This is a genomic window from Mesorhizobium sp. B2-3-4 (assembly GCF_006442315.1).
GTDB lineage: Bacteria > Pseudomonadota > Alphaproteobacteria > Rhizobiales > Rhizobiaceae > Mesorhizobium.
In genome coordinates this window covers 342,312-366,252 of sequence record NZ_VFVY01000001.1, presented here as the reverse complement: position 1 = coordinate 366,252, position 23,941 = coordinate 342,312, and the positions used below count along the sequence as shown (strand labels likewise).

At 62.3% G+C, this 23,941-nt stretch carries 31 protein-coding genes; 13 read left to right on the top strand and 18 right to left on the bottom strand.

All coding sequences use genetic code 11. From position 1 onward, the window contains the following. Positions 1-2: 2 nt before the first annotated feature. The 3 genes from FJ967_RS02115 to FJ967_RS02105 form a co-directional block, all read right to left on the bottom strand. The gene (locus FJ967_RS02115; RefSeq protein ID WP_140730055.1) at positions 3-386 is read right to left on the bottom strand and encodes a hypothetical protein; all 384 of its coding nucleotides are present in this window, start codon (positions 384-386) and stop codon (positions 3-5) included. Between the two features lie 63 nt (positions 387-449). After that, a complete protein-coding gene (locus tag FJ967_RS02110; RefSeq protein ID WP_140730054.1) occupies positions 450-1,052 on the bottom strand; it encodes a DUF2155 domain-containing protein in 603 nt (200 codons plus the stop codon). 138 nt (positions 1,053-1,190) lie between these two features. After that, on the bottom strand, positions 1,191-1,589 hold the full coding sequence (locus tag FJ967_RS02105) for an NADH:ubiquinone oxidoreductase subunit NDUFA12 (protein WP_140730053.1): 399 nt from the start codon (positions 1,587-1,589) through the stop codon (positions 1,191-1,193). A gap of 229 nt (positions 1,590-1,818) precedes the next feature. On the opposite strand from FJ967_RS02105, the gene panB reads away from it, so the two are divergent. The 3 genes from panB (at position 1,819) to FJ967_RS02090 (ending at position 4,880) form a co-directional block, all read left to right on the top strand. Then, positions 1,819-2,661 (top strand): 3-methyl-2-oxobutanoate hydroxymethyltransferase, encoded by an 843-nt coding sequence (panB, locus tag FJ967_RS02100; protein WP_140730052.1) that lies wholly within the window; start codon positions 1,819-1,821, stop codon positions 2,659-2,661. Beyond that, positions 2,658-3,509: a pantoate--beta-alanine ligase gene (gene panC, locus FJ967_RS02095; RefSeq protein ID WP_140730051.1), complete on the top strand. Its 852-nt coding sequence runs from the start codon at positions 2,658-2,660 to the stop codon at positions 3,507-3,509. The genes panB and panC overlap by 4 nt, the downstream gene beginning before the upstream one ends. Before the next feature lie 210 nt (positions 3,510-3,719). Next, complete coding sequence (locus FJ967_RS02090) at positions 3,720-4,880, top strand: PAS domain-containing protein (RefSeq protein WP_140730050.1); 1,161 nt, start codon at positions 3,720-3,722, stop codon at positions 4,878-4,880. A 35-nt stretch (positions 4,881-4,915) separates the two neighbouring features. Here the strand turns inward: FJ967_RS02090 and FJ967_RS02085 are convergent, their stop codons facing one another. The 3 genes from FJ967_RS02085 to gatB all read right to left on the bottom strand — a co-directional run bounded on the left by FJ967_RS02085 (position 4,916) and on the right by gatB (position 7,749). Then, a complete protein-coding gene (locus FJ967_RS02085) occupies positions 4,916-5,614 on the bottom strand; it encodes an AIM24 family protein (protein WP_140730049.1) in 699 nt (232 codons plus the stop codon). Between the two features lie 154 nt (positions 5,615-5,768). Then, positions 5,769-6,245 (bottom strand): GNAT family N-acetyltransferase, encoded by a 477-nt coding sequence (locus FJ967_RS02080; RefSeq protein ID WP_140730048.1) that lies wholly within the window; start codon positions 6,243-6,245, stop codon positions 5,769-5,771. 4 nt (positions 6,246-6,249) lie between these two features. After that, positions 6,250-7,749, bottom strand: a complete 1,500-nt coding sequence (gene gatB / locus FJ967_RS02075) for an Asp-tRNA(Asn)/Glu-tRNA(Gln) amidotransferase subunit GatB (protein WP_140730047.1) — start codon at positions 7,747-7,749, stop codon at positions 6,250-6,252. A 292-nt stretch (positions 7,750-8,041) separates the two neighbouring features. On the opposite strand from gatB, the gene FJ967_RS02065 reads away from it, so the two are divergent. After that, positions 8,042-8,299: a YjhX family toxin gene (locus FJ967_RS02065; RefSeq protein ID WP_013895772.1), complete on the top strand. Its 258-nt coding sequence runs from the start codon at positions 8,042-8,044 to the stop codon at positions 8,297-8,299. 45 nt (positions 8,300-8,344) lie between these two features. Here FJ967_RS02065 and FJ967_RS02060 read toward each other — a convergent pair whose 3' ends face one another. Then, complete coding sequence (locus FJ967_RS02060; protein ID WP_140730046.1) at positions 8,345-8,776, bottom strand: CBS domain-containing protein; 432 nt, start codon at positions 8,774-8,776, stop codon at positions 8,345-8,347. Positions 8,777-8,863: 87 nt separating this feature from the next. Then, positions 8,864-9,619, bottom strand: a complete 756-nt coding sequence (locus tag FJ967_RS02055; RefSeq protein WP_140730045.1) for a rhomboid family intramembrane serine protease — start codon at positions 9,617-9,619, stop codon at positions 8,864-8,866. A 448-nt stretch (positions 9,620-10,067) separates the two neighbouring features. Between FJ967_RS02055 and FJ967_RS02050 the strand changes: the two genes are divergently transcribed. From FJ967_RS02050 to FJ967_RS02035, 4 genes are all read left to right on the top strand, one after another. Continuing rightward, positions 10,068-10,700: a PAS domain-containing protein gene (locus tag FJ967_RS02050; RefSeq protein WP_140730044.1), complete on the top strand. Its 633-nt coding sequence runs from the start codon at positions 10,068-10,070 to the stop codon at positions 10,698-10,700. A 119-nt stretch (positions 10,701-10,819) separates the two neighbouring features. Beyond that, the gene (locus FJ967_RS02045; protein WP_140730043.1) at positions 10,820-11,437 is read left to right on the top strand and encodes a PilZ domain-containing protein; all 618 of its coding nucleotides are present in this window, start codon (positions 10,820-10,822) and stop codon (positions 11,435-11,437) included. A gap of 280 nt (positions 11,438-11,717) precedes the next feature. After that, a complete protein-coding gene (locus FJ967_RS02040; RefSeq protein WP_140730042.1) occupies positions 11,718-12,326 on the top strand; it encodes a transglutaminase-like cysteine peptidase in 609 nt (202 codons plus the stop codon). A 299-nt stretch (positions 12,327-12,625) separates the two neighbouring features. Continuing rightward, on the top strand, positions 12,626-13,450 hold the full coding sequence (locus FJ967_RS02035; RefSeq protein WP_181175638.1) for a phosphotransferase: 825 nt from the start codon (positions 12,626-12,628) through the stop codon (positions 13,448-13,450). Positions 13,451-13,455: 5 nt separating this feature from the next. Here the strand turns inward: FJ967_RS02035 and FJ967_RS02030 are convergent, their stop codons facing one another. Both FJ967_RS02030 and FJ967_RS02025 read right to left on the bottom strand, forming a co-directional pair. Beyond that, positions 13,456-13,983, bottom strand: coding sequence for a gamma carbonic anhydrase family protein (locus FJ967_RS02030; protein ID WP_140730040.1), 528 nt, complete (start codon positions 13,981-13,983; stop codon positions 13,456-13,458). Positions 13,984-14,002: 19 nt separating this feature from the next. Beyond that, the gene (locus tag FJ967_RS02025) at positions 14,003-14,338 is read right to left on the bottom strand and encodes a hypothetical protein (RefSeq protein WP_140730039.1); all 336 of its coding nucleotides are present in this window, start codon (positions 14,336-14,338) and stop codon (positions 14,003-14,005) included. 123 nt (positions 14,339-14,461) lie between these two features. Here FJ967_RS02025 and FJ967_RS02020 point away from each other — a divergent pair, with 123 nt between their 5' ends. Then, positions 14,462-15,193 carry a hypothetical protein gene (locus FJ967_RS02020; RefSeq protein WP_140730038.1) on the top strand — a complete coding sequence of 244 codons (732 nt, stop codon included), beginning with the start codon at positions 14,462-14,464 and terminating at the stop codon, positions 15,191-15,193. Between the two features lie 55 nt (positions 15,194-15,248). Here the strand turns inward: FJ967_RS02020 and FJ967_RS02015 are convergent, their stop codons facing one another. Continuing rightward, the gene (locus tag FJ967_RS02015; protein WP_127280040.1) at positions 15,249-15,452 is read right to left on the bottom strand and encodes a DUF3126 family protein; all 204 of its coding nucleotides are present in this window, start codon (positions 15,450-15,452) and stop codon (positions 15,249-15,251) included. A gap of 143 nt (positions 15,453-15,595) precedes the next feature. After that, the gene (gene cysE / locus FJ967_RS02010) at positions 15,596-16,444 is read right to left on the bottom strand and encodes a serine O-acetyltransferase (protein WP_140730037.1); all 849 of its coding nucleotides are present in this window, start codon (positions 16,442-16,444) and stop codon (positions 15,596-15,598) included. Between the two features lie 133 nt (positions 16,445-16,577). Between cysE and FJ967_RS02005 the strand changes: the two genes are divergently transcribed. Beyond that, positions 16,578-17,186, top strand: coding sequence for a hypothetical protein (locus FJ967_RS02005; RefSeq protein WP_140730036.1), 609 nt, complete (start codon positions 16,578-16,580; stop codon positions 17,184-17,186). Here FJ967_RS02005 and FJ967_RS02000 read toward each other — a convergent pair whose 3' ends face one another. The 4 genes from FJ967_RS02000 to FJ967_RS01985 are packed head-to-tail and all read right to left on the bottom strand — an operon-like array spanning position 17,187 to position 19,544. Next, the gene (locus FJ967_RS02000) at positions 17,187-17,600 is read right to left on the bottom strand and encodes a hypothetical protein (RefSeq protein ID WP_140730035.1); all 414 of its coding nucleotides are present in this window, start codon (positions 17,598-17,600) and stop codon (positions 17,187-17,189) included. It lies immediately after the preceding gene. Continuing rightward, positions 17,581-18,348 carry an alpha/beta hydrolase gene (locus tag FJ967_RS01995; protein ID WP_140730034.1) on the bottom strand — a complete coding sequence of 256 codons (768 nt, stop codon included), beginning with the start codon at positions 18,346-18,348 and terminating at the stop codon, positions 17,581-17,583. The genes FJ967_RS02000 and FJ967_RS01995 overlap by 20 nt, the downstream gene beginning before the upstream one ends. 20 nt (positions 18,349-18,368) lie before the next feature. Then, complete coding sequence (locus FJ967_RS01990) at positions 18,369-18,926, bottom strand: DUF192 domain-containing protein (RefSeq protein WP_140730033.1); 558 nt, start codon at positions 18,924-18,926, stop codon at positions 18,369-18,371. Positions 18,927-18,950: 24 nt separating this feature from the next. Then, positions 18,951-19,544 carry a cold-shock protein gene (locus FJ967_RS01985; protein WP_140710911.1) on the bottom strand — a complete coding sequence of 198 codons (594 nt, stop codon included), beginning with the start codon at positions 19,542-19,544 and terminating at the stop codon, positions 18,951-18,953. Between the two features lie 218 nt (positions 19,545-19,762). Here FJ967_RS01985 and FJ967_RS01980 point away from each other — a divergent pair, with 218 nt between their 5' ends. After that, positions 19,763-20,203 carry a VOC family protein gene (locus FJ967_RS01980; RefSeq protein WP_140730032.1) on the top strand — a complete coding sequence of 147 codons (441 nt, stop codon included), beginning with the start codon at positions 19,763-19,765 and terminating at the stop codon, positions 20,201-20,203. A 132-nt stretch (positions 20,204-20,335) separates the two neighbouring features. Further along, positions 20,336-20,629: a DUF2218 domain-containing protein gene (locus FJ967_RS01975; RefSeq protein ID WP_140730031.1), complete on the top strand. Its 294-nt coding sequence runs from the start codon at positions 20,336-20,338 to the stop codon at positions 20,627-20,629. Between the two features lie 5 nt (positions 20,630-20,634). Here the strand turns inward: FJ967_RS01975 and FJ967_RS01970 are convergent, their stop codons facing one another. After that, complete coding sequence (locus FJ967_RS01970) at positions 20,635-21,189, bottom strand: DUF1697 domain-containing protein (protein WP_140730030.1); 555 nt, start codon at positions 21,187-21,189, stop codon at positions 20,635-20,637. After that, positions 21,186-22,442, bottom strand: coding sequence for a threonine ammonia-lyase IlvA (gene ilvA, locus FJ967_RS01965; protein ID WP_140730029.1), 1,257 nt, complete (start codon positions 22,440-22,442; stop codon positions 21,186-21,188). The genes FJ967_RS01970 and ilvA overlap by 4 nt, the downstream gene beginning before the upstream one ends. Positions 22,443-22,813: 371 nt before the next feature. Here ilvA and FJ967_RS01960 point away from each other — a divergent pair, with 371 nt between their 5' ends. After that, positions 22,814-23,887, top strand: a complete 1,074-nt coding sequence (locus FJ967_RS01960; protein WP_140730028.1) for an alpha/beta hydrolase — start codon at positions 22,814-22,816, stop codon at positions 23,885-23,887. The last annotated feature ends 54 nt before the right edge of the window (positions 23,888-23,941 follow it).

Sequence of the window (23,941 nt, the reverse complement as noted above, 5' to 3'; positions counted from 1 at the left end):
CCCTATTTGGTGTTGGCCTCGATCGGCGTCTGCGCATGGAACATCATCTTCCAGCCATTGACCCGATGGACATAGCCGGTGCTGACCAAAGCCGCGTAGGGCTCGCCATTCTCGCGCGTCGCGCGCGCCTCGTAGGTCAGCATGACGATATCGCTGCCCGGTTCGATTATCCCCTTGAGCTGGATATCGAGGTCGCGCCAGCGATTGGGCTTGGCCGCGGTCTTGGCAAGATCGGCATTGTCCATCGCCTTGGCCATCTGCGGAAACGCCACCAGGCATTCGACGTCGACGTTGGCGGCATAGTAGGCGCTGTCGCCCGTCCAGAACCCCTTTTCGAGTTCCATCAACTCGGCCTTGTTGGCCATGATCCGCTTGCTGTCCGACATTGGCATATCCTTCGAGCGCGTGGAGATGATCCAACGCGCGCCGGCCATGGCGGTTCCAAGGGATCAGTTGGTGTTCGTCGTATCCGGCTCGGCGGCGGCGTCGGGCTCCGCCACGTCAGGGGTGGCCTGCGGCTTCGGCTTGGCCGAGGCGGGCTTGGCCGCGGCTGGCTTCGAGGCGTCGGCCTTTGTCCCGTCAGCCTTGGGGGCGTCGGGGGCCGGCACGTCGGACTTCTGCTTGCACGCCTTCAGCCAGACGTCATAGACGGCGTGCTCGACGGCATTGAGACCGGGGCTTTCGGCAAACATCCAGCCGGTGAAGATGCGACGGATCTTGCGATCGAGCGTGATCTCGTCGACCTCGACGAAGGAATCGGTCTTGGGCTCTTCGTTCTCCGGCCGGGAATAGCAGACGCGTGGCGTCACCTGCAGGGCGCCGAACTGCACCGTCTCGTCGATATAGACATCGAAGGTGATGATGCGGCCGGTGATCTTGTCGATGCCGGCGAACTCGGCGACCGGATTGGTAATGCGATCCGATCCCGCGGGCGCTGCCGGAGCCGGTGCGGCGGGTGCGGGCGCGGGTGACGCCGCAAAGGCGGCGGTGCCGACGGCGAGGCTGGCGGCTAGCGTCAGGCCGCCCGTCGAAATCAGGTTGAAAAAGCTCATGCAGGGGTACCGGTGGTTCGCGCCCAGGTGATTCCGTCGATCGCCAAGGCTAGTCGCCGTTTTCTGATCAGCAAGCAGCTAAACACCAATTGTGGCGATAAAGGACCGGCCTGCACCTTACCGTTACAAGCCGCGCCGTTACGACCCCGGCGTCCAGGCGTCGTAATCGCCGGTGACCTGTGGGCGATGTTGGTTGGTCAGCACCGAGCCTTTCGGGCGATAGGCCGCAGGCGTGCCGGTCAGATTGGGTTGATGCGGCTTCTGCCAGTCGCGCGGCCGGTAGTCGTCGCCGGGAGGAGCGACATCGACACGATGATGAATCCAGCCATGCCAGCCCGGGGGAATGGCCGAAGCTTCGGAATAGTTGCGATAGATGACCCAGCGGCGCGTACGGCCTTCCGAATCGATGCCACCTTCGTAGTAGACATTGCCGGCCTCGTCCTGGCCGACCTTCTTACCGTACCGCCAGGTGTGCAGGCGCGTTCCCAGTGTCTGGCTGTTCCACCAGGTGAAAAACTGAGTCAGGAAAGTCTTCATCTCAGAACCCTCGCGCTGTCGGCGCCCGTTTCCTGCTTATGGCGTCAGGCCTTCGGGAAGGCAAGGCTTTTGCCACGGGAGCGCGCAAATGGCGCGCCGGGGAACCCAACACATGCCCGTGATCCCTTGGGGTGGCCGGATGCGCGCTTGCCAAGCCCTTCTGCTCTTTCTAAACCTCTGCGCGCCGACGCGGAAATCCGTTCCGCGCAGAGGCTGAAGGAGGCGACGATTGGCCACGCAATTGCCGACCACCGACATTCGTATCGGCACCGAGCTGATCCGCCGTCGCAAGGGCGCCACGCCGATCGTCTGCCTTACCGCCTACACCTACCCGATCGCGCGCCTGCTCGATCCCCATGTCGACCTGCTCCTGGTCGGCGACAGCGTCGCCATGGTCCTGCATGGCCATGAGACGACGCTGGGCGCCTCGCTGGAGATGATGATCGCGCACGGGCAGGCCGTGATGCGGGGGGCGGCCAGGGCCTGCGTCGTCGTAGACATGCCGGCCGGCAGCTATGAGGATTCGCCGGCACAAGCCGTGGCCTCGGCGCGGCGCATCTTTGGCGAGACCGGCTGCCAGGCGGTGAAACTCGAGGGAGGCGTCGATATGGCCGGCCAGATCGCGGCGATCGTCGCAGCCGATATCCCGGTCATGGGCCATATCGGCCTGCAGCCGCAATCGGTGGAAAAGGATGGCGGCTACAAGATCAAGGGCCGCACGGACGAGAATGTCGCGGCCCTCATCGCCGACGCGCTCGCCGTCGAGACGGCCGGTGCGTTTTCGCTGGTCGTCGAAGGCACGATCGAGACGGTCGCCGCCGACATCACGCGCCGCATCGCCATTCCAACCATCGGCATCGGCGCCAGCGGCGATTGCGACGGCCAGATCCTGGTCATCGACGACATGGTCGGGCTGACCGTCGACCGCGTGCCGAAATTCGTCAAGGAGTATGCCGATCTGCGCAGCGTGATCGCGCATGCGGCCGAGCGCTACGCATCGGAGGTCAGGAGCCGCGAATTCCCCGGCCGTGCCCATGTCTTTTCGAAAGCAGATGGCGGGGATGAAGCATGAGCCGACCCGACGTCGTCGACAGCGTTGTGGCACTTCGCGCGCGGATCCGCGACTGGCGGCGCGATGGCCTGCGCATCGCCATGGTGCCGACCATGGGCGCGTTGCATGACGGGCATCTTTCGCTGGTCAAGATCGCGCTCGAAAGAGCCGATCGCTGCGTGGTGTCGATCTTCGTCAATCCGACGCAATTCGCGCCGAGCGAGGATCTCGACAAATACCCGCGCCAGTTGGAGCGCGACCTCGATATGCTGGCGGAGGCCCAGGCCGACCTGGCCTTCACGCCTGATGTCAGCGAGATGTACGCCGCCGGTTTTGCCACGAAAATCTCGGTGGGCGGCCCGTCGGCCGGGCTCGAAACGGCCTTTCGCCCAACCTTTTTCGACGGCGTCGCCACCGTGGTCGCCAAGCTTCTCCTGCAGGCTGCCCCCGACCTGGCCATCTTTGGTGAAAAAGACTACCAGCAGCTTTGCGTCGTGAGGCAGTTGTGCCGCGACCTCGACATGCCGGTCGAGATCATCGGCGCACCGACCATACGCGACGCGCATGGCCTCGCCATGTCGTCACGCAATGCCTATCTCGATGAAGCCGAACTCGAGATCGCCCGCCAGCTCAATCTTATCCTGCGCGAGGCGGCAGCGGCGCTGGCGGCAGGCGCCAACCAACAGCAGACGATCGCCGAAGCGATCCGCGCGCTGACTGCCGCCGGCTTCCACAAGGTCGATTATGTCGAAGCCCGCGAAAGCCTGACGCTCGCGCCATGGCGACAGGACCGCGTGGGCCGCATTCTGGCGGCCGCCTGGCTGGGAAAAACCAGGCTGATCGACAATCTGGAAGTTCCTGCCGTCTAAGCGAAGTGGCCTGCAGGCCAGCCAAATTCGCGACGTGCCATCAGCGCGTCCGGCGTATCACGATGACAATCCAGGCATTATCCTGAGCCTTGTAACAATCGACCGCTGATGCGGCATTGTCAGGTTACACGCCCGCCATACCGTGCAGACTGGCGCATCGTTTTCGTGGAACCCGGCACTGCGCCACCTCCAGGCGGCACGAGAGGGCCCATGTCTGCATTGGCGAACACGATCGACCGCGCTCTGCCGCAGGTCGTCGAAGCCATCTATGATTCGGTTGCCGATATCGGCCGCTGGCAGTCGACGCTCGATGCCATACGCCGGCTGGCGCTCGGCCAGCTTGCCATGCTGGCGGTCGTCGATACCGCTGCCAATTGCGCACGGTTTTCGGTTTCCTGCGGCGACCCGGCGATCCTGGAGCCGCTGGAGAGAGATTATGGTTCGGAGGTTCCCTTCTTCGCCGCCGTCCCAAAGATGGATATCGACATGCCGTTCACGGTCGATGCCATCTATGCGCTGCAGGGGCCCAATGCCCGGCAGACATGGATCGAGAGCCGGATCGTTCGTGAATGGGTCGAACCCAACCGGCTGGACGATTTCTTCTGGGTGGCGCTGATGAAGCGGCCAACCCGAATCGGCACGCTGATGGTGGTGACCGACAAAGACAGGCGGCAGATATCGGCAGGCGATCTCGAACTGGTTTCGGCGCTGGCGCCGCATGTGCGGCGTGCCGTCACCATCGGCGACCTGTTCGAGACCGAACGCCGCAAGGCCGAAATCTTTCGCTCGATCATCGAGAACCTCGACCATCCGGTGATGATCGTTTCCGACGACATGCAGATCATCTTCGCCAATGGTGCGGCCGAAGCCCTGCTGACCGAAAGTTCGGCCGTCTCGTCCGTGCGTGGCCAGTTGTCGTTTGCCTATCCGCAAGCCAATGCCGCGATCAGCTGTGCGGTCGAACTCGGCACGCGCGATGAGTTCGGGCTTGGTCCGTCCGGCATCAACATTCCGCTCGCCAAGGTCGGCGTTCCGGCGGTGGCGCATGTGATGCCGCTGGCCCGGCGCGAGATTTCGGCGCGCATGTCGCAGCGCGCGGCTGCCGCCATCTTCATCGCCGCCGCCGGCGCGACACCAACACCGGCGCTGGAAGCGATCGCCGCGCTGTTTGGCCTGACTGCCGCGGAAAAGCGTGTCGCCGCCCATGTCGCCTGCGGCAGGACGCGCAAGGAGATCGCGACCGCCAGCGGCGTTTCCGACGGCACCATCAAATCGCAGCTGGCGACGATCTTCGACAAGACGGGAACGGGCGACCAGCGCGAACTCGAGCTGTTGATACGCGAATTGTCGCCACCGCTGCGCTCGCGCTGATCCTTGCCTTCCCTCTTGCTTGCGGCTCCCCGGGTCTACTCCTCGGTGGGCATATGCAGATACATCGACTGAATGCCGACCCGGCCCGGGCCGGTGAAGCGGTTGACGATGAAATTCATGTTGGCGCCGAAGAAGCCGCTCGACAGCCGGTCGATCTTGGTTTCCATCCTGACCGAGGCGTCCTTGAACAGCCAGCCGCCGGGTTCGATGTCTATGGTTTCACCCGCAACCAGCGTCTTTTCAAAGACATTGCCATAGCCATGTAGCCAGACGATGCCGTCGCCGGTATCGCCGCGAAACCGATCGATGAAGAAGCCGCTCTGGCCGAACAGCATGGTCGCCAGGCCGCGCACCCGCTCGAACGTGTAGTCGACATTGCCGGTGGCGGCGAGAAACTGGTGCTCGCGCACCTGGATTTCTTCGCCTCGCCGCAGGTGTATGGGCACAATGTGGCCCGGCCCGTCGCGGCTGAAGGCGATGATGCCCGCCCCCGACGCCTCGGTGACGAAGATCTGCATGCCCGCCATCATGCGCTTCAGAGCGCCCTTCAGCGACTTCAGGCCGATGGTTATCGTGGAATTCTTCCACAACAGGATGTGGTGCTCGAAATAGACTGGCATCCGCGTCACGTCGACGGAAAGCACGGGCACCAGTTCGCCCGCTATGTGATAAGTAACGCCACCAAAGGTTTCGTCCGACACCTGTGTCGGCATCAGTTCCGGCAAGCTTGGCATGGTTTCCCCCTCGCCGCCTTGCGCGCCAGCCCATCCGGCTTTCGCTCGGTCAGCTCAAGCAGCTTTGGTGCGGGACCTTCTACCCGTCAAACGAAAACAGGCTCTCCGTCGCGCCGCTCGCGCGAAGGTGATCCGGATTGCCTTAAGACGACGGTCAGCCAGCAAGGGGCCGGAGGTAGACGAGCGCCCCGGCGTGTTCGCCTACATCGCCGGACCGTAAAAAACCGTTGGCTTCGTAGAAGGCGACGGCGCGCGTGTTCTGCGCCTCCACTTCCAGACGAATGGCGTGGGCCTCGGGAAAACTTTCGATGATCTCATCGAGCAGCATGCCGCCGATGCCCCGCCCCTGCAGGCCGGGCAGCACGTAAAGCTGCCTCAGGACGACCGTCTTGCCGCCGTCGATGCTTTCGGCAAAAGCCACGCCGCCAATGCGCTTGCCGTCATCGGCAACAAGGAAGTCGCTGTTCGGCTTGATCAGCCGCGCCTTCAGCGAGGCGATCGAATGCCATTCGTCGGTGATCTCGGTGACCTTGGCGGCGCCGTATATGGCGTCATACGTCGCATGCCAGGTTTCGACCAGCACAGCCCGAATGGCATCAAGGTCGCGTTCCCCTGCGGTGCGGACGAACATGGCCTTACTCGATGCCGAGCTTGGCCTTGACGAGATCGTTGACCGCCTGTGGATTGGCCTTGCCGCCCGTCGCCTTCATCACCTGGCCGACGAACCAGCCGGCCATGGTCGGCTTGGCGCGTGCCTGCTCGACCTTGTCGGGGTTGGCCGCGATCACCTCGTCGACCGCCTTTTCGATGGCGCCGGTGTCGGTGACCTGCTTCATGCCACGGCTTTCGACCAACTGACGCGGGTCGCCGCCCTCGTTCCAGACGATCTCGAACAGGTCCTTGGCGATCTTGCCGGAAATGGTGCCGTCCTTGATCAGGTCGATGACAGCACCCAACTGATCAGGCGAAACCGGAGCATCTTCAATCTCCTTGCCGGCCTTGTTCAACTGGCCGAGCAGATCGTTGATAACCCAGTTGGCGGCAAGCTTGCCATCGCGGCCGGCAGCCACCTTCTCGAAATAGTCAGCGATCGACTTCTCCGAAACCAGGATCGAGGCATCATAGGTAGAGAGGCCCAGCGAGGAGACCAACCGTACCTTCTTGTCGTCAGGCAGTTCCGGCAATTCCTTGGCCAGGGCGTCGACATAGGCCTGGTCGAATTCCAGCGGCAGCAGATCGGGATCGGGGAAGTAACGGTAGTCGTGCGCTTCTTCCTTGGAGCGCATCGAGCGCGTCTCGCCCTTGACCGCGTCGAACAGACGCGTTTCCTGGTCGATCTTGCCGCCATCCTCCAGGATGGCGATCTGCCGGCGCGCCTCGTAGTCGATGGCCTGGCCGATGAAACGGATCGAGTTCATGTTCTTGATCTCGCAGCGCGTACCGAACGCGCCGCCTGGCCGACGAACCGAGACATTGACGTCGGCGCGCAACGAGCCTTCGTCCATGTTGCCATCGCAGGTACCGAGATAGCGCATGATGGTGCGCAGCTTGGTCACATAGGCCTTGGCCTCGTCGCCGGAGCGTATGTCGGGCTTGGAGACGATCTCCATCAGCGCCACGCCCGAACGGTTGAGATCGACATAGGACATGGTCGGATGCTGGTCGTGGATCGACTTGCCGGCATCCTGTTCCAGGTGCAGGCGCTCGATGCCGACCTCGATGTCCTCGAACTCGCCCTGGCGGTCGGGACCGACGGAGACGATCACCGTACCCTCGCCGACGATCGGCTGCTTGAACTGGGATATCTGATAACCCTGCGGCAGATCGGGATAGAAATAATTCTTCCGGTCGAAAACGGACTTGTGGTTGATCTCAGCCTTCAGCCCGAGGCCGGTGCGGATTGCCTGCCTGACGCATTCCTCGTTGATGACCGGCAGCATGCCCGGCATTGCCGCATCGACGAGGCTGACATTGGCGTTGGGAGCCGCGCCGAAAGCGGTCGCAGCGCCGGAAAACAATTTGGCTTCCGATATGACCTGCGCGTGCACTTCGAGGCCGATGATGATTTCCCAATCGCCGGTGGCGCCGGAGATCAAGCGTTTTGCGTCGGGCGTGCGGGTATCTATGAGGGTCATGGTCGCCTGCGAATTACGATGAGTGAACTCACGTTTGAACGTGACTTTCACGTCTAAAGTGAAAGTCATTCGCTAGTGCAAACCGCCAAAAGAGACAAGCGCAAAGCCGCGGGCTGGCCTTTTCAGGCGCCATCGACTATACGCGACGCATCCCAATGGAGAGTGGATGTCCACTTACGCTCAGTCCCGGTAAGGCCCTGACCTCGTAGCGAGGCAGGGCAGAAAACCTGAAACCCCGTGCCGCGAAGCTTCGCGGCGGCGGCATTTTTTTGTTTTCCCGGAAACTCTTCACATGGATATTTCGCGCACTGAACAGCGCATCCTGCACCTGTTGGCACAGGGCGGGCGCATTGAAATCGAAAAGAACCAGAAAAAGCGGATCGCCTCCGTCAAATGCCTGACCCGAGATGGCTGGCATTATCCCGGCGTCGATCTCGACCTGTTTCGAAAACTGAAACGCAAGAAGGCGGTTTCGTCGTCGGGCGGCGGGCCCTACCGCATCACGCGGCGCGGGCTCGAACTCGTCCGTTCCGAACTCGACAACAGGTAGCCCTGGTGCCGCCGGCCAACGTCCGGCCGGCGGTTCCTTCCCCGCTCAGGCGGTGGCGATGTAGGCCCGGATTTCCTCGGCCTCGCGCTCGACGTCCTCGATCCGGCGCTTGACCACGTCGCCAATGGACACGATGCCGTCCAGCAGGCCGTCCTTTTCCACCGGCAGATGGCGGAAGCGGCCCCTGGTCATGATCTCCATCACCTCGTTGACGGTGTGGTTTTCGTTGCAGATTTTCACCTTCGGCGTCATCGCCGAACGTACCGCGATGTCGAGCGCCGCACCGCCTTCCCTGGCTACCACGCGAACGATGTCGCGCTCCGACAGGATGCCTACGATCTTGCGATCGCCATTGGTGATGACCAGCGCGCCGATCTTGTGTTCGGCGAGGATTCGGATGGCTTCGCTCAATTTTTCGTTCGGCCCGAGCGTCAACACGTCATGGCCTTTTTGCTCGAGAATGGCCTTAACCGTCATGGCGTCCTCCTCTACTTTGCCAACCGGTTCCTGCCCTCACCGGCCTTCACATAAGAGTGAACATGGTGCGCCGTCATCGGTTGCATTTCAAGTGCGCTCGGAGGTCTCCCATTCGGGCGCTTGCCATCCCCTGTCGAACCAGCGCAGGCCGAAGAAGCCCGCGACAAAGCCGCCAATATGGGCCTCCCAGGCGATCTGGCCATCCATCCCCGGCACGAAACCGAGAAGGCCGGTGGCGAGATTGATGATCATCCACATCGCCAGGAAGATGACGACGCCGCGCGAGCGCAGCACGACCCTGACCGGCAGCACCGGGCCTGCGAATGCGGCCTTGCCGGCCGAACGGTCCGTGCGGAAACCGAACCGCGCCGCAGCACCCATCATGCCCGATATGGCGCCCGATGCGCCGACCAGCGGCGCCTCTCCATAGGGATGCATCGCCCAGAAGAGCGCCACCGAAGCCAGGCCGGTGACGGCAAAGAACATTGCGAAGCGGAGCGCGCCGAGACGATTGGCCAGCGGCGAGCCAAAGGCGGCGAGCCAGACCATGTTGATGGCGATATGGGCAAGCCCGCCATGCATGAAGGCATAGGTGAAGGGCCGTGTGAGAAGAAACCAGTCGAACCCGTATTTGCCGGTATAGAGCACGGGAATGAAAGCGCCGTCATAGAGCAGCGTCATCTGCTGCTCTTCGCTCAGGACATATTGCTGCAGCAGATAAACGGCCGCGCAGATGCCGATCACCGCCAGGACGATCGGCGGCAGGTTGAACACCGGCTCACGCGCCGGGGGCGGCATGGTCTCGGCCGCTTCGGGCTCGGACGGATCTTGCGGTTCGCTCATCTGCACTCGCACTCGATGACAATTGGATCCGGGATAATTGGATCTGGGATAATCAGGTCCGGGTTGGTTCGGCCTGGCGAGCATCTAGATCACCGCCGAGGGAACCGCAAACGGCGAATCGTCCCGCTGCGAATCGGCGACGCGAATCAAAAAAGAAGCCGCCCAAGGTTTCCCTTGGACGGCCGGTCGAGCCCCTTGCTCCCCTGAAACTCTTGACTGAAGTGCTGCCGATCGTCGCGAAACGACCGCTTCTGGAGTGGTTTTGGTGTGCCACACGGCTCGCCGGGGCGCAACGTAAACCAGTTGTTAACCTTAACGGCCCCGACCCGTGAACAAGTGTTAACGACGCTGGCACGCTTCCTGCTCCGCAACGCATGTAGGTCATCGGAGGGCGCCCTTCTGTTCACCGATGGGACATCAGACGACAGAATGCGCGGAGCTTTTTAGTATGAACCAAAACGGATCGATCACGCTGTTCCAGTATTGGAACCGCCTGCGTGACGGACGCCCTGCTCCGAAACGTTCGGAAGTCGAGCCAGCCGATATCAAGTCGCTGCTGGCCGATACGTTCATCCTGGAAAAGGACACGCGTGGGCAACCCGTATTTCGCCTGGCCGGCACCAGGCTCTGCGCCTATTACGGGCGCGAGCTCAAGGGGTTCTCCTTCCCCTCGCTATGGCGCGAGAAGGATCAGCGGCTGGTTTCGCGGCTGATCCATGGGGTTTTCGATCAGAAATCCGTCGTGCTGATCATTTTCGAGGGCTTCAGCCGCAACGGCCGCTCCAACCGCTTCGAACTCCTCGCCTTGCCGCTCGATGGCGGCATCGAAAATCCGCGCTGTCTCGGCGTGATCAGCGCCGCGGAGAAGCCATTCTGGCTGGGCGCGGATCCGATCACGGACGCCTTGATCGATTCCATCCGCGTCATCGACCCGGAAAAGGAGCTCTTGAACAACCGTCCCGCGATGGACGTTCCCTCGCTCGTTCCAGACGAGATCGAGGCGCCCGAAACGATCTCGGCGCTCGGCCGCGCGCGCCGCATCCGCCATCTCGTCGTCTTCGACGGCGGGCGTGACGAATAGTTGATGATCGCACGATCTTGGGGGCTCGTTTTTCCCCTTTGTTAACCCGCTTTGTTGTACTTCTGTGCTGAAGTTCCTCGCATCCACGCGCGGGAATGCCAAACGGGGTGTAGGCAGTCATGAGGTCAGCGGCGGTCGACTACGCGCCGTCCCAAGCTGAAAGGCGTAACTTTCAGCGCGTCCGGGTCAAGATATACGGACGATTCATGCTGGAGGATCGCACCGAGCACCCGTGCCAGGTCGTGGACATGTCGCCCGGCAATGTCGCGCTTCGCACCGACCGCATCGGCATGCCCGGCGAAAAAGTCATCGCCTATATCGATCATATCGGCCGCATCGAGGGCGTGGTGACACGCACGCTCCAGGATGGCTTCGCCATGACGGTGATCGCGTCCGACCGCAAGAAGGACAAGCTAGCGGCGCAGTTGACCTGGCTCGCCAACAAGCACGAGCTCGACCTGCCCGAAGACCGCCGCCACGAGCGCGTCGCGCCACGCAATCCGACCAGCGTGCTGCAGCTCACCGACGGGCGCCAGTATCAGTGCCGGATCATTGATCTGTCGCTCTCCGGCGCCGCCATCGAAATCGACGTCAAGCCCGCCATCGGCGTCCAGGTCATGCTGGGCACCATGCGTGGCCAGGTCGTGCGACACTTCGAAGATGGCGTGGCCATCGAGTTCGCCGTCATCCAGCGTCCCGAAACGCTCGATTCCGAATTCAACACGCGGCGCGCCTGAAAGTTCGCAAGGCAACCGCAAAACCGGCCCTCGCGGCCGGTTTTTTGATTTCGAGCAACGGTGGTTTATTTACCCTCGACCCAGCGGGGCCGATCGGCTGAAATGGCCGGCGCGGGTACCGGTTTGCCGGCAGCCGATCCGACAATCCAAACAATTTAATACTTAAATGATTCAAATTTTATGTTTATTCTACGGGCGTTTTACTTAATATCTACTTCGCGCCTTTGCGTCAAATAAATCCAGCTGTGGCAATGTCTCCTTCGAACGGGGAGACTGAATAATGAAAAAGACGAGGGGCAAGCTGTTGCTGATGGCAATGGCGATGCAGCTTTCCGCCTGGGGATCAGCATATGCCGCGGGACCGGCCTATATGCACACCGGCGGCCGCACCACCCAGCCGGTTGGCCACTACGAATTCTGCCAACGCATTCCCGGCGAATGCAACGAAAAGACGCCCAAGGGACCGCCGGTCGATCTGACCCGCAAACTCTGGGCAACGATCGTCAACATCAACAATTCGGTGAACACCCGCGTCAAGCCGCGCACCGACATGGAAAACTACGGTGTCGAGGAATACTGGGCGTATCCGGACAATGGCTTCGGCGACTGCGAGGACTACGCGCTGGAAAAGCGCCGCGAGCTGATGGATGCGGGCGTGCCGGCCGGCGACCTCTTGATGACGGTGGCGCGGCAGCCGAATGGCGACGGCCATGCCGTGCTGACGGTTCGCACCAGCCTTGGCGAGTTCATCCTCGACAACCTGCAGACCAAGGTCCTGTCCTGGACAGACACCGAATACACCTATCTCAAGCGCCAATCGACGGAGAATTCCGGCGTTTGGGTGATGATCAACGACGGCCGTTCCGACGCGGTCGCCAGCGTTCGCTAAGGACGCCGAAGAAGTCGGGCGCGCCGCACGATGGCGTCGCGCCCAACGAGAAACCCGGTCGAGTCCCCACCCTCCCCGTCCCCAACGACCGGGTCAAAGGAGCCGGCCCCGTCCCCGGGCCGGCTCCGCCATTTCTGGCGATGGCACTATGTCATTTGCTACCGGCCGCCATCGGATTTCCTGGAAACCCTCGAAAAGGACGGCTACCTAGCGCGGCTATGACCAAACCGGCTGTCGCACCCTCCCAGATCCTGGCGCATCTCGCACGTCGCTTTGCCGACATTTCCGACTTTCAGCGCATGTCCGAAGGCGAGGAATCGCAGGCCTTTGGTTTCGGCGACGCAGGCAGTCCCTACATCGCACGCATCAATCATTCATCGGCGGGCTTCGAAAAGGACCGTTTCCTGTTCCAGCGCTTCGCGAGCGCCGACTTGCCTATTCCGCCGATCGTGACAATCGATCCTCTTGGCGATGGCGACCATTGGTGCTGCGTCTCGCGGCGTGCGGCCGGTATCACCCTGGAGGACATGGCCGTCGCCGACCTGCCCGCCATACTGGACCCGGTATCGAAAATCCTGGACGCGATCGCAGGCGCCGACACAGCCGGAACCAGCGGCTTTGGGCCTTTCGATGCGTCCGGCGTTGGCAGGTTCCGCAATTGGCGCGATTTTCTGCTTGCCGGCAACGAGGATTGCCGTGATTGGGGCAAGGCCGCCATACAGGTCGACATGGGGCGCGTCCGCGCCATTCTTGATCGGACAGGCCAATTGGTCGCGCACTGCCCGGAGATACGTAAACTGGTGCATGGCGACTTCGGCTCAAACAATGTTCTCGCCGATGCGGGCCGCATTACCGGGGTCATCGATTGGTCGGAAGCCTTGCTCGGCGACCCGCTCTACGACGTCGCCAACATCCTTTTCTGGCGCCCATGGCTCGACTGCATGGAACAGCAGGCCCACTTCTTCGAGAGTAGCCAGCCGGACCGGCTTCACCATCGGCAACGGCTGGTTTGCTTTCAGCTCCGGATCGGGATCGAGGTGCTTTATGACGCCGCACTCGAAGGCAGCGATGCGGACATGAGCTGGGCGCTGGCCCGATGCGAGGACATCGCCGAAGCCAATTGAAAGGCTCAAACCTTCTTCAGCCCGGCCTTGAAGCGCTTGGCATTGGCGACGTAATGCGCGGCCGAGCCGCGCAGCCGTTCGACCGCCGCATCGTCCAGCGCCCGGATCGCCTTCGCGGGCGAGCCGACGATCAACGAATTGTCGGGAAATTCCTTGCCTTCGGTGACCAGCGCGCCGGCGCCGACCAGTGAATTCCTGCCTATTTTCGCACCGTTGAGCACGATGGCACCCATGCCGATCAGGCTATTGTCGCCGATCGTGCAGCCGTGCAGCATGGCGCGGTGGCCGATCGTGCAGCCCTGCCCGATGGTCAAGGGAAAACCGGGGTCGGTGTGCATGACGGTATGTTCCTGCACGTTGGTGTCGGCGCCAATGACAATAGGTTCGTTGTCGCCCCTGATGACGACGCCGAACCAGAAGCCGGCATTGCGGCCGATCCTGACATCGCCGATCAGCGTGGCGTCGGGAGCGATCCAGTTTGTATCGGCATCCGCGAAGCTGGGCTCCGTTCCATCGATCGCATAAAGCGGCATTGTCGGTCTCCGAATCGTCTCAGGCTGGAGACCCTAGGAGACGGACCGCCCATGAAGCAATGGCGAGCACGACGATGCCGAGCGCCAGGGACCAGGCAATGGCCGTGCAGCCGCATGACAGGAGCGCCACTGTCGAGATGCGGCCCTCGCGCCGCGCATCGAGCGCTTCATTGACCAGCATGAAAGGCCCGGCGCCGGCTGTGGCGGCCAGTGAACGCAGCACATGCGCTGGCGACACATAGGGTTCAGCGAAGGCGACCCTGCGGCCCGAGATCAACTCCATCGTCGAGCCGGTCAGCCCGCACACCGTCAGCCCGACGACAAAAGCAAACACCAAGAGCTCCACCTGGGCCAAATTAACCCTCCGTTTACCATGAAATCGCACAGTCGTTTCAGCAAGGCTGCAAGAGCCGTGCCGTGCGATGTGTGCCGCCGAGGGACACCCCGGATGGCGGAAGGCGGCGGGATGAGGACTGAAATGAAGCAGGCAGCGATCGCCGACGGGCCAGAACTCACCGTGGTCGATTCTGCGCTGATGAAGCGGGTGTTCTATGCCTTCGCAGTGCTTGCCCTGCTGTCGATAGCGATCAGCCTTGGCGGCAAATGGTTCGGGCGTTCCATTGCCATGGCCGGATATACCGACGATGCGACCGTTCGCGAGGTGGTGATCGGCAAAAACATCATCACCGTGCCGGCCAACTTCATCCGCTTCGAGCAAGCTCGGCGCGACGGCATCGCCTCACGTCTCGACCTTTATCTGCGCTATCCCCAGATGGACGGCTACAGCGCGGCAACGCGTGATGATTTCAACCACGCCGGGGCCAACAGGAACATCGTCTTCCTGTCCTTCGAGCAGCAGATGATGTCGCGCGACATGAGCGGCCGGTTCGGGCCGATCTACAGCGCACTGATCGTCCAGCCCGGCATTCCAGGACCCGGCGGTACGACGATCTACGGGTTCAATGAGAAATCGGGCTACTTGAACGAAGTGCTGGTCGTGGGCAAGCGCGTGGGCAAGGACCCCTTCGTGGCCCGCTGCCTGAGCGGGCCGAGCGCCGGCGAATCGCTGGCTCCTTGCGAGCGGGACATCCAGGTCGGGGACGACCTGAGCCTCACCTATCGCTTTCCCAAGGAATTTCTCGGCGACTGGCAGACGCTCGACGCCGCGATCACGGCCGAGGCGAGGCGCATTCTCAAGACCGGGAATTGATAGGCTGGAAGCAGGGCCGGCCGCGCTTGACGCGGCCGGCCATAGGCTTGTGGGCTCAGCCCAGGTCGATGTCGAGGATTGCCATCGAGAAATTGTAATCGCCGTCGTCCTCATCCTTGAAGACGATGCCGAGGAACTCGTCACCGACATAGACCTCGGCCGAATCTTCCTTGCGCGGCCGTGCCTTGACCACCAGCTTGGGGTTCTGGAAGACGCGCTTGAAATAGGCGTCCAGCTTTCTGATTTCGTCCGGCTTCAACAGTCTTCTCCGATCATCGGGCTTGCTCGTTTGAACGGCGCTTCTGGCACGTCGACAATGGCGATGTAAAGGCAAGCCGGCCTTATTGCACCGGAAGCGGCAGCGCCGCCCGGCAAATCACGCTCATGCCGGACAATTGCAAATCAGATATCGAAACTGATCACGTGGTCCATCTTCTGCGACGGCAGAAGCTGGTCCATCTGGCGCGAGGGCTGGTCGCAACCGGTTTCGCCAACCACGCGGGCCGGCACGCCGGCTACCGTCTTGTTGTGCGGCACGGGCGACAGCACCACCGATCCGGCGGCTATCTTGGAGCAATGGCCGATTTCGATGTTGCCGAGAATCTTGGCACCCGCGCCGATCAGCACGCCATGGCGGATCTTGGGGTGGCGGTCGCCGCCGGCCTTGCCGGTGCCGCCCAACGTGACGCCATGCAGGATCGACACGTCGTCCTCGATCACCGCCGTCTCGCCGACCACGAGGCCGGTGGCGTGATCGATGAAGATGCCCTTGCCGATGCGCGCTGCCGGATTGATGTCGGTCTGGAACACAGCGGACGAACGGCTCTGCAGATAGAGCGCGAAATCCTTGCGGCCGTGGTTCCACAGCCAATGCGCCAGCCGATGGGTCTGGATGGCATGAAAGCCCTTGAAATAGAGCACCGGCATGATGAAACGGTCGCAAGCCGGGTCGCGGTCGAAATAGGCCTGGATGTCGACGCGCACCGTGGTCGGCCAGTCCTTGTCGTCGGCCAGCATCGATTTGAAGGTCTGGCGGATAAGATCGGAGCCGATATCCTGGTGCGCCAGCCGCTCCGCGATCCTGTGGATGACCGCTTCTTCCAGGCTCTCCTGGTTGAGGATCGTCGAATAGAGGAACGCGGCCAGCAACGGATCGCGGTTGACCGCCTCCATTGCTTCGTCGCGGATCGACCGCCAGATCGGATCGACCGGCTGCAACGCGCTGTGGCGGGAAATGCTGATGCTGTTCATCGACGTCTCGTCCTGCGTCCTGCTAGTCTGGCTGGTATCCGGCCGCACATATAAGCCAGATCATAGCACGATTGAACTCAATTTTCCTTAGTGCAGTTTCAAATGGATTTGGTTCGCAGGAATTCAAGCAGCCATGGAAAACGAACCCTTGATAGACAACGCCCTGAAAACCGAGCTTTCGGCGCTCTATGGCGCCGAAAGCCGTCACTATCACGGCCTTGCGCATATCGAGGCGATGCTTGCACTTGCCGGCGAGTATCGAGAGGAGCTCGGCGACCCCGGCGCCGTCGAGGCGGCGATCTGGTTCCACGATGCCATCTACGACAGCCGGGCCAAAGACAATGAGGCGCAAAGCGCCGCCCTTGCCGAAAGGCTCCTGGCGGATCGCGTCGATGCCGCGCGCCTCAAGCGCGTCAGTGCGATGATCCTCGCCACCGCCACGCACCAGTTGCCGCTCTTCGAAGACGCCGCCGCGATGCGGGATGCCAGCCTGTTCCTCGACATGGACCTTTCGATCCTGGGTGCGGCTCCGGACGCGTTCGACGCCTATGAACACGCGGTTCGCCGCGAGTATGACTGGGTGGAGGAGCCGATGTGGCGCGCCGGCCGCGGCGAGGTTCTGAAGGCCTTCCTCGGCCGAGCGCATATCTTCCACACCGAGGAATTTCGCCGGCGCTTCGAGCCGCAGGCGAAACTGAACCTGGCGCGGTCGCTGGAGGCGCTCGCCACCGACGAAAAATGATCAGGTGAAAGCGCCTATCGTCGAGGCCATGGCCGCCAGGATGCCGACCCCCACGGCCACCGAAAACCCGTTGAGGATGATCCCCAGCACGCCGAGCGAGCGGCTGTCGTTCGAACGCGCCAGCGCCATGATGCCGAAGACGAAGCCGGTCAGGTTTGCCAGAGGCCCCGCCAGCAGAAACACAGCCATGAAAAAGCCCGTGGCGAGGTTCTGCACCGGTTGGGATGCATCGCCGGGCATCGCCACCATGATGATGATGGCCAGCAGCCCCGCCGCGAAAGCGCACAGCGCCAGGATCACTGAGCGCTTGCCGAATTTTCCCTGCACGATCGCGGTCGACGCGTCGGCGGCCCTTCCCCATTGCGCCACCACCACCCCCACATTTGCCCCCCGCTTAAAGCGGATGTTGCGCATAAAACTCCAGCACGCGTTGCTTGAAGGTCTTGTCCCCGACCGCCAGCATATGGTCCCGGCCCTCGATGTGGAAGGCCTTGGCGTTAGGCATCAAGGCGGCGAGCTCGTCGGGCGAGCCGCCAATGTCATCTGTCGTGCCGACCGCGACCAGCGTCGGCTGGGCGATGCGGGCGATGTCGTCCTCGCTGAGCAATTCGCGTGACTTGGCGATGCAGGCGGCCAGAGCCTGGCGGTCGCTGCGGGTCTGGTCGGCGAAGGCGCGGAAAGAGCGGCCGCGCGGATGCGTGGTCGTGGCCGGGTCGTCAGCCAGCAGAGCCGCGGCGATCGGATCCCAGTCGCCGACGCCGTCGATCATGCCGATGCCGAGGCCGCCGAAGACCAATGTCGCCACCTTGTCGGGATCGGACAGTGCCAGGAACGCGGCGATGCGCGCACCCATCGAATAGCCCATGACATGGGCCCGCTCGATGCCGAGATGATCGAGCAGGGCGGCTGCATCCGAAGCCATTTTGGCGGGTGTGTAGTCGGCCTCGTCGTAGCTCTTCGACGAGGCGCCGTGGCCGCGATTGTCGAAGGCGATGGCGCGGTAGCCGGCATCGTTGAGCGTCTTGAACCAGCCTGGCGACACCCAGTTGACATAGTGGCTGGATGCGAAGCCGTGGATCATGAGCACCGGATCGCCCTTCCCCGATGCCGGCTGGCGGTCGAGGAAGGCAAGATCGAACCCGTCATGGGAGAAAAACTGCATCGGCTGCATGATCCCTGCGCTCAGCCGCCGTTTGGCGCATCGCCATTGTCCGTGGGCGGCACCCCGGGACCGCCGACCGTGCCGATGGCCGGATGGTGCAGCAGGTTACCATATTCGATGCCATTGGCGGCTGCGGTGCCCGCCTTGAGCTCAAGCACGAAGCGGACCGGCACGCCGGGTGAAACAACGGCCTCCGATTGAGGCTCACCGTGCTTGATCGCGCGGATCTTGCCGTCCTGGCCAATGAAAACCATGTCGAGTGGCATCGGCGTGTTTTTCATCCAGAAGCCGACCTGCTGCTGGATCGGAAAGACGAACAACATGCCGTGATCGCTAGCCATGTCCTGACGGTACATCAGGCCAGCCTCGCGTTCGGCATCGGTGTCGGCGACTTCGATAGAGAAAGACCGGTCGCCGCCCTTCGTGGCGACAATAAGCGGCGCCGGGTCGACCGGGAGGATCATCGCCCTGCTGTCGGCCGCGGTAGGCACTTGGAAATAGAAGAAAGCGGCCGCGGCTATGATGACGGCGGCCACGGCACACATCACGCCCGCCGTCAGCCCGTTCCTGTGTGTCATCTGAAATCCTCGGCCGGGCTCGCCCTAGTGGGAGACCGGCAAGGTGCCCATATCGGGGTGAATTTCGGCGGCCATAAGGCCTTTGTCACCGCGACCGAAACGGACAAGCACGACTTGCCCCGGGCGGAGCTCGGTGATGCCGTAGCGGCGCAAGGTCTCCATATGGACAAAAATGTCCTCGGTGCCCTCGCCGCGCGTCAGGAAGCCGAACCCCTTGGTGCGGTTGAACCATTTGACCAAGGCACGTTCAAGCCCGCTCTCGGGCGTCACCGAGACATGGGTGCGCTGTTCCTGCATTTCCGCGGGATGGACCGCGGTGGTGACATCCATGGATAGTACACGGAAGGCCTGCAGCCCGCGCTCGCCCTGCTTCACAAGACAGACCACCCGCGCGCCTTCCAGGGCTGTCTGGAAGCCGTCCCGTCGAAGACATGTCACATGGAGGAGGATGTCGCCCGAAACACCGTCGTCGGGAAGGATGAAGCCATAACCCTTGGCCACATCGAACCACTTGATGGCGCCGGCAATTTCGGCCAGGTCGGCATCGCCGCCTTCGTCGCGCGTCAAGGCGTCGGCAAGGGTCCCGGCCCGCCCCGTCAAAGAGGCCTTTTCCCCCATAAGAATGCCCCCTTTTTTCAAGAAACACCGCAACTGATTCTTGACACCAGATTAACACCGCGGCTTCCGGTGTGTGCAAGACCTGACGTGCCTTTTTTCACGGTTCATTGCGGGAATACCGGATTTGTTCTTTGCCGGCATTGCCCGAGGCCGGACGATTGCCCTTTGGCCGGGCCGATCCTATGTTGCGCCGCAACCCAACAAATCGAGGAAAACACATGCGCTATCTGCACACCATGGTCCGCGTCGCCGATGTCGATGCCTCACTCGATTTCTACTGCAACAAGCTCGGGCTGAAAGAGGTCCGCCGCTACGAAAACGAGCAGGGCCGCTTCACGCTGATCTTCCTGGCGGCCTCCGAAGACGAGCAGAGCGGCATCAACGAAAAGGCGCCGCTGGTCGAACTCACCTACAATTGGGATCCCGAAGACTACAAGGGCGGACGCAATTTCGGCCATCTCGCCTATGAGGTCGACGACATCTACGCCACCTGCCAGAAGCTGATGGACAACGGCGTCGTCATCAACCGGCCGCCGCGCGACGGCAACATGGCCTTTGTCAGGTCGCCGGACGGCATCTCGATCGAGCTTCTGCAGAAGGGCGCGCCCAAGGCCAAGGCCGAACCCTGGGCATCGATGGCGAACACCGGAAGCTGGTAGCAATCACATCATGTTGAAGCGGGGCGGCCGGGGTAGAATCCGGCCGCCTTTGCCGTTTTGCACAAAGGCACCTATCTAGACGGTCATCGCGCCCAGCCGACAGCCAGCGCCCAGACTCAAAGGAATTCCTTTATGCCGTCCAGCCGTGCCGACGTCGCCACCGAACATGCCAGCCGCTATTTACAGCAACTGTGCAAGCACTGGGCGCACAAATTTCCGGTCGAGTTCGACCCGACCCATGGCAAGATCGATCTTTCGCTGGGCCGCACCGTCATGAATGCCGACGCAAGCGCACTGCACATCACTGTGTCGACGGATGACGGCGGGTCGCTGGAGCGGCTGGAAAGCGTGGTTGCCGATCACATCAAGCGCTTCGCCTTCCGCGAGGAACTGTCCTTCGATTGGAAGCCCGCTCCGGCGGCTTGACAGGTCTAGCTCTTACCGGCCTGACCAGCCATCTCCAGCAGCGCCAGCACCGAGCGCCAGTTGCGCGCGGTGCCCGGCACCTTCAGAACACGCGGGATGAGGTTGGCAAAGACCGATTTGCCGAGCCCGTCCGGCGCGCTGAGATAGAGCACGTCGCCCTTGACTTCGAAACGCTCCGGGCCGGTGCATTTTTCCGCCAGCCGCGCCACCTCTTCGGTGGTCGGCTCGCGCTCCAGCGCATAGGCGTGGAGCTTCGTGTGGTCGGCGGCCGCTTCCGGATAGGGGTTTTCACGCACCAACCGTTCGAGCCAATCGAAATCACGCACCATGATCCGCGAATGGAAACCCCATTTTGCCTCGAAGGCTGCCTCGATCCTTCTGGTCAGCGCGGCCGCGTCGCCCTTGTCTGCCCGGAAGACGGCGTTGCCGCTCTGCACATAGGTGGCGACATCGGAAAAGCCGAGCCCCTCGAAGAAGGCCCGCAACTCCGCCATCTTGACGATGCGGTTGCCGCCGACATTGATGCCGGAAAACAGGGCGATGAAGACTTTGCCGCTCATATGATGAATCCGGCCAATGTCTCGTTCTCGGTGATGTCCTGATACTGGACACCCTCGGCCTCGAAATTCGCCTTGAGCAGATCGAAATTGCGCCGGTCCTTGCTTTCGATGCCGATCAGCACCGAGCCGAAATTGCGCGCCGACTTCTTCAGATATTCGAAGCGCGCGATGTCGTCGTCCGGTCCCAGCATTTCGAGGAAGTCACGCAGCGCGCCCGGCCGCTGCGGAAAGCGGATGATGAAGTACTTCTTCAGCCCCTCGAAGCGCAGCGCCCGTTCCTTGACATCGGGCAGCCGCTCGAAATCGAAATTGCCGCCTGAAACAACGCAGACGATGGTCTTGCCCCTGATCTCCTTCCTGGAAAAATCCTTCAGCGCATCGATCGCCAGCGCGCCGGCCGGTTCCAGGACCACGCCTTCGACATTGAGCATCTCGATCATGGTCGCGCAGAGCCGGTTTTCCGGGACCAGCCTAACGTCGTCCGCGGCAAACTCCTTGAGATATCGCAAGGGTTCGCGGCCGATCTCGGCGACCGCCGCGCCGTCGACGAAATTATCGACCTTGGCGAGCTTCAGCCGTTTTCTCGCCGCGAGGCTTTCGCGCAGGCTCGGCGCGCCGGCCGGTTCGCAGAAGACGAAACGCGCCTCGCGGCCCTGATCGGCGAAATAGTGCGTCACCCCGGCAGCGAGGCCGCCGCCGCCCACCGGCAGCATGACGATGTCGGGCATGCGCGCACCCGGCATCTGGTCCGCGATCTCATAGGCGACCGTCGCCTGCCCCTCGATGATGTCCTTGTGGTCGAAGGGCGGCACCATGTGGGCACCGGAGCTTTCGGTGAATTCAATGGCGGCGCGATAGCAGTCGTCGAAGAAGTCGCCGACCAGCCTGATCTCGACGAAATCACCGCCAAACAGCTTGGTCTTGTCGATCTTCTGCTGCGGCGTCGTCACCGGCATGAACACCACGCCCTTCTTGCCGAAATGGCGGCACACGAAAGCAAAGCCCTGCGCGTGATTGCCGGCCGAGGCACAGACGAACAACTCGGCCTGGTTGCCTTCGCCGAGCGTCTTGCGGAAGAAATTGAAGGCGCCTCGGATCTTGTAGGACCGCACCGGGCTCAGATCCTCGCGCTTCAACAGAATGCGCGCGCCGGTCTTCCTGGACAGATAGTCATTTTCCTGCAGCGGCGTCTCGGGAAAGATCTGGCGGATCGCGGAGGCGGCTGTGGCGACGCGCGCGGAAAAGCTGGTCATGGCAAGTTCATCCCGGATCGCCCGCAGGCGCGTTGGAGAACAACCCTATTACACATCCGGCCCGGCAAGACCATTGGTCGGTTGGGCCTGCGCTGCCTCGGGGCCTTTCACGAAATGCGTGCAAGCGCTTGGCGGCGTTTTTTCATGTTCGCCGCATCGAGACGAACCCGGCCGGCGACGCGGGCGCTGGCCTTCCTGCGGAATGCGTGTCTTCCCGCCGCGCTTTGGCTTTCGCGCAACAGTGCGGTGGCCGCGACAGGACGCTGACCACATTTTGGCTGGACACGACTTACTTCCGCCGCACTTCGCCTGCTGGGGAGATATCGCGGAGGGTGGACGAGCCCTTATTGGGCTTCAATGGAATTTTTGACGTGCATTTGAAGACGATTTGCATTCTAGCGCTTGCCTTGCTGGTCGCGGGCTGCGGCGGCCGCAAAACCGAGGAACTGCTCGGCAGCGCGGTCATGTCCGCGCCGGTGACGGAAATCGCGGGCAACCAGTCGATCTTCATAGCCACGACCCGCAAGAAATCCGACGATCCCAACAAGGTTTTCGACGGCGAACGCTCGGCCACGCTGAACTACGCCCGCGTCAACGTCACTGTACCCGGGCTCCACAAGACCGGCCAGATCGAGCGGCGCTCGCGTGGCAAGTCGAACGATCCGGCCAAGTATTTCATGGCTTCCGAGGTCGTCGGCTACGATACGCAGCCGAAGTTCTCAAGCGCGCTCAACGCCGACATCGCAGCGCGCGGCGGCCGCGTCATGGTCTTCGTCCACGGCTACAACACCGGCTTCGACGATGCCGTCTACCGCCTGACCCAGATCGTGCATGATTCCGGCTATCCGGGAACCCCGCTGCTGTTTTCCTGGGCCTCGGGCGCCAAGACGACCGACTATGTCTACGACAAGGAAAGCGCCAGTGCCGCGCGTGACCAGCTCGAGGTGACGTTGCGAATGCTGGAGCAGTCCGGCGCGCGACGCATCGACATTGTCGCCCATTCGATGGGAACCTGGGTGACGATGGAAACGCTGCGCCAGATGGCCATCAGCGGCGACCGCGACCTCGGTGGCAAGCTCGGCGACGTGGTGCTGGCCTCTCCCGACATCGACGTCGACGTGTTCAAGAGCCAGATGCGACGCTATGGCAAGCCTGACAAGCCGTTCATCCTGCTGCTGTCGGACGACGATCGCGCGCTGCGGCTCTCCGGCCTGATCGCCGGTTCGCGGCCGCGCGTGGGCGACTACAAGGATGCCGCGGACCTTGCCTCCTACGGCGTGACTGTAGTCGACCTGTCCAAGGTCAAGGGCAGCGATAGTTTCAACCATACGAAATTCGCCGACAATCCGGCCCTGGTGAAGATGATCGGCCAGCGGCTGCGCGAGGATGATGGCTTCGCAAGCGACCGGGACGTGACCGATCGCATCAGCCTGCTTGGACAGTAGATGCGGCGCCGCGGTTTTCGCCGTACCTGCCCGTCATTGCCAGCTTGTCGGTGC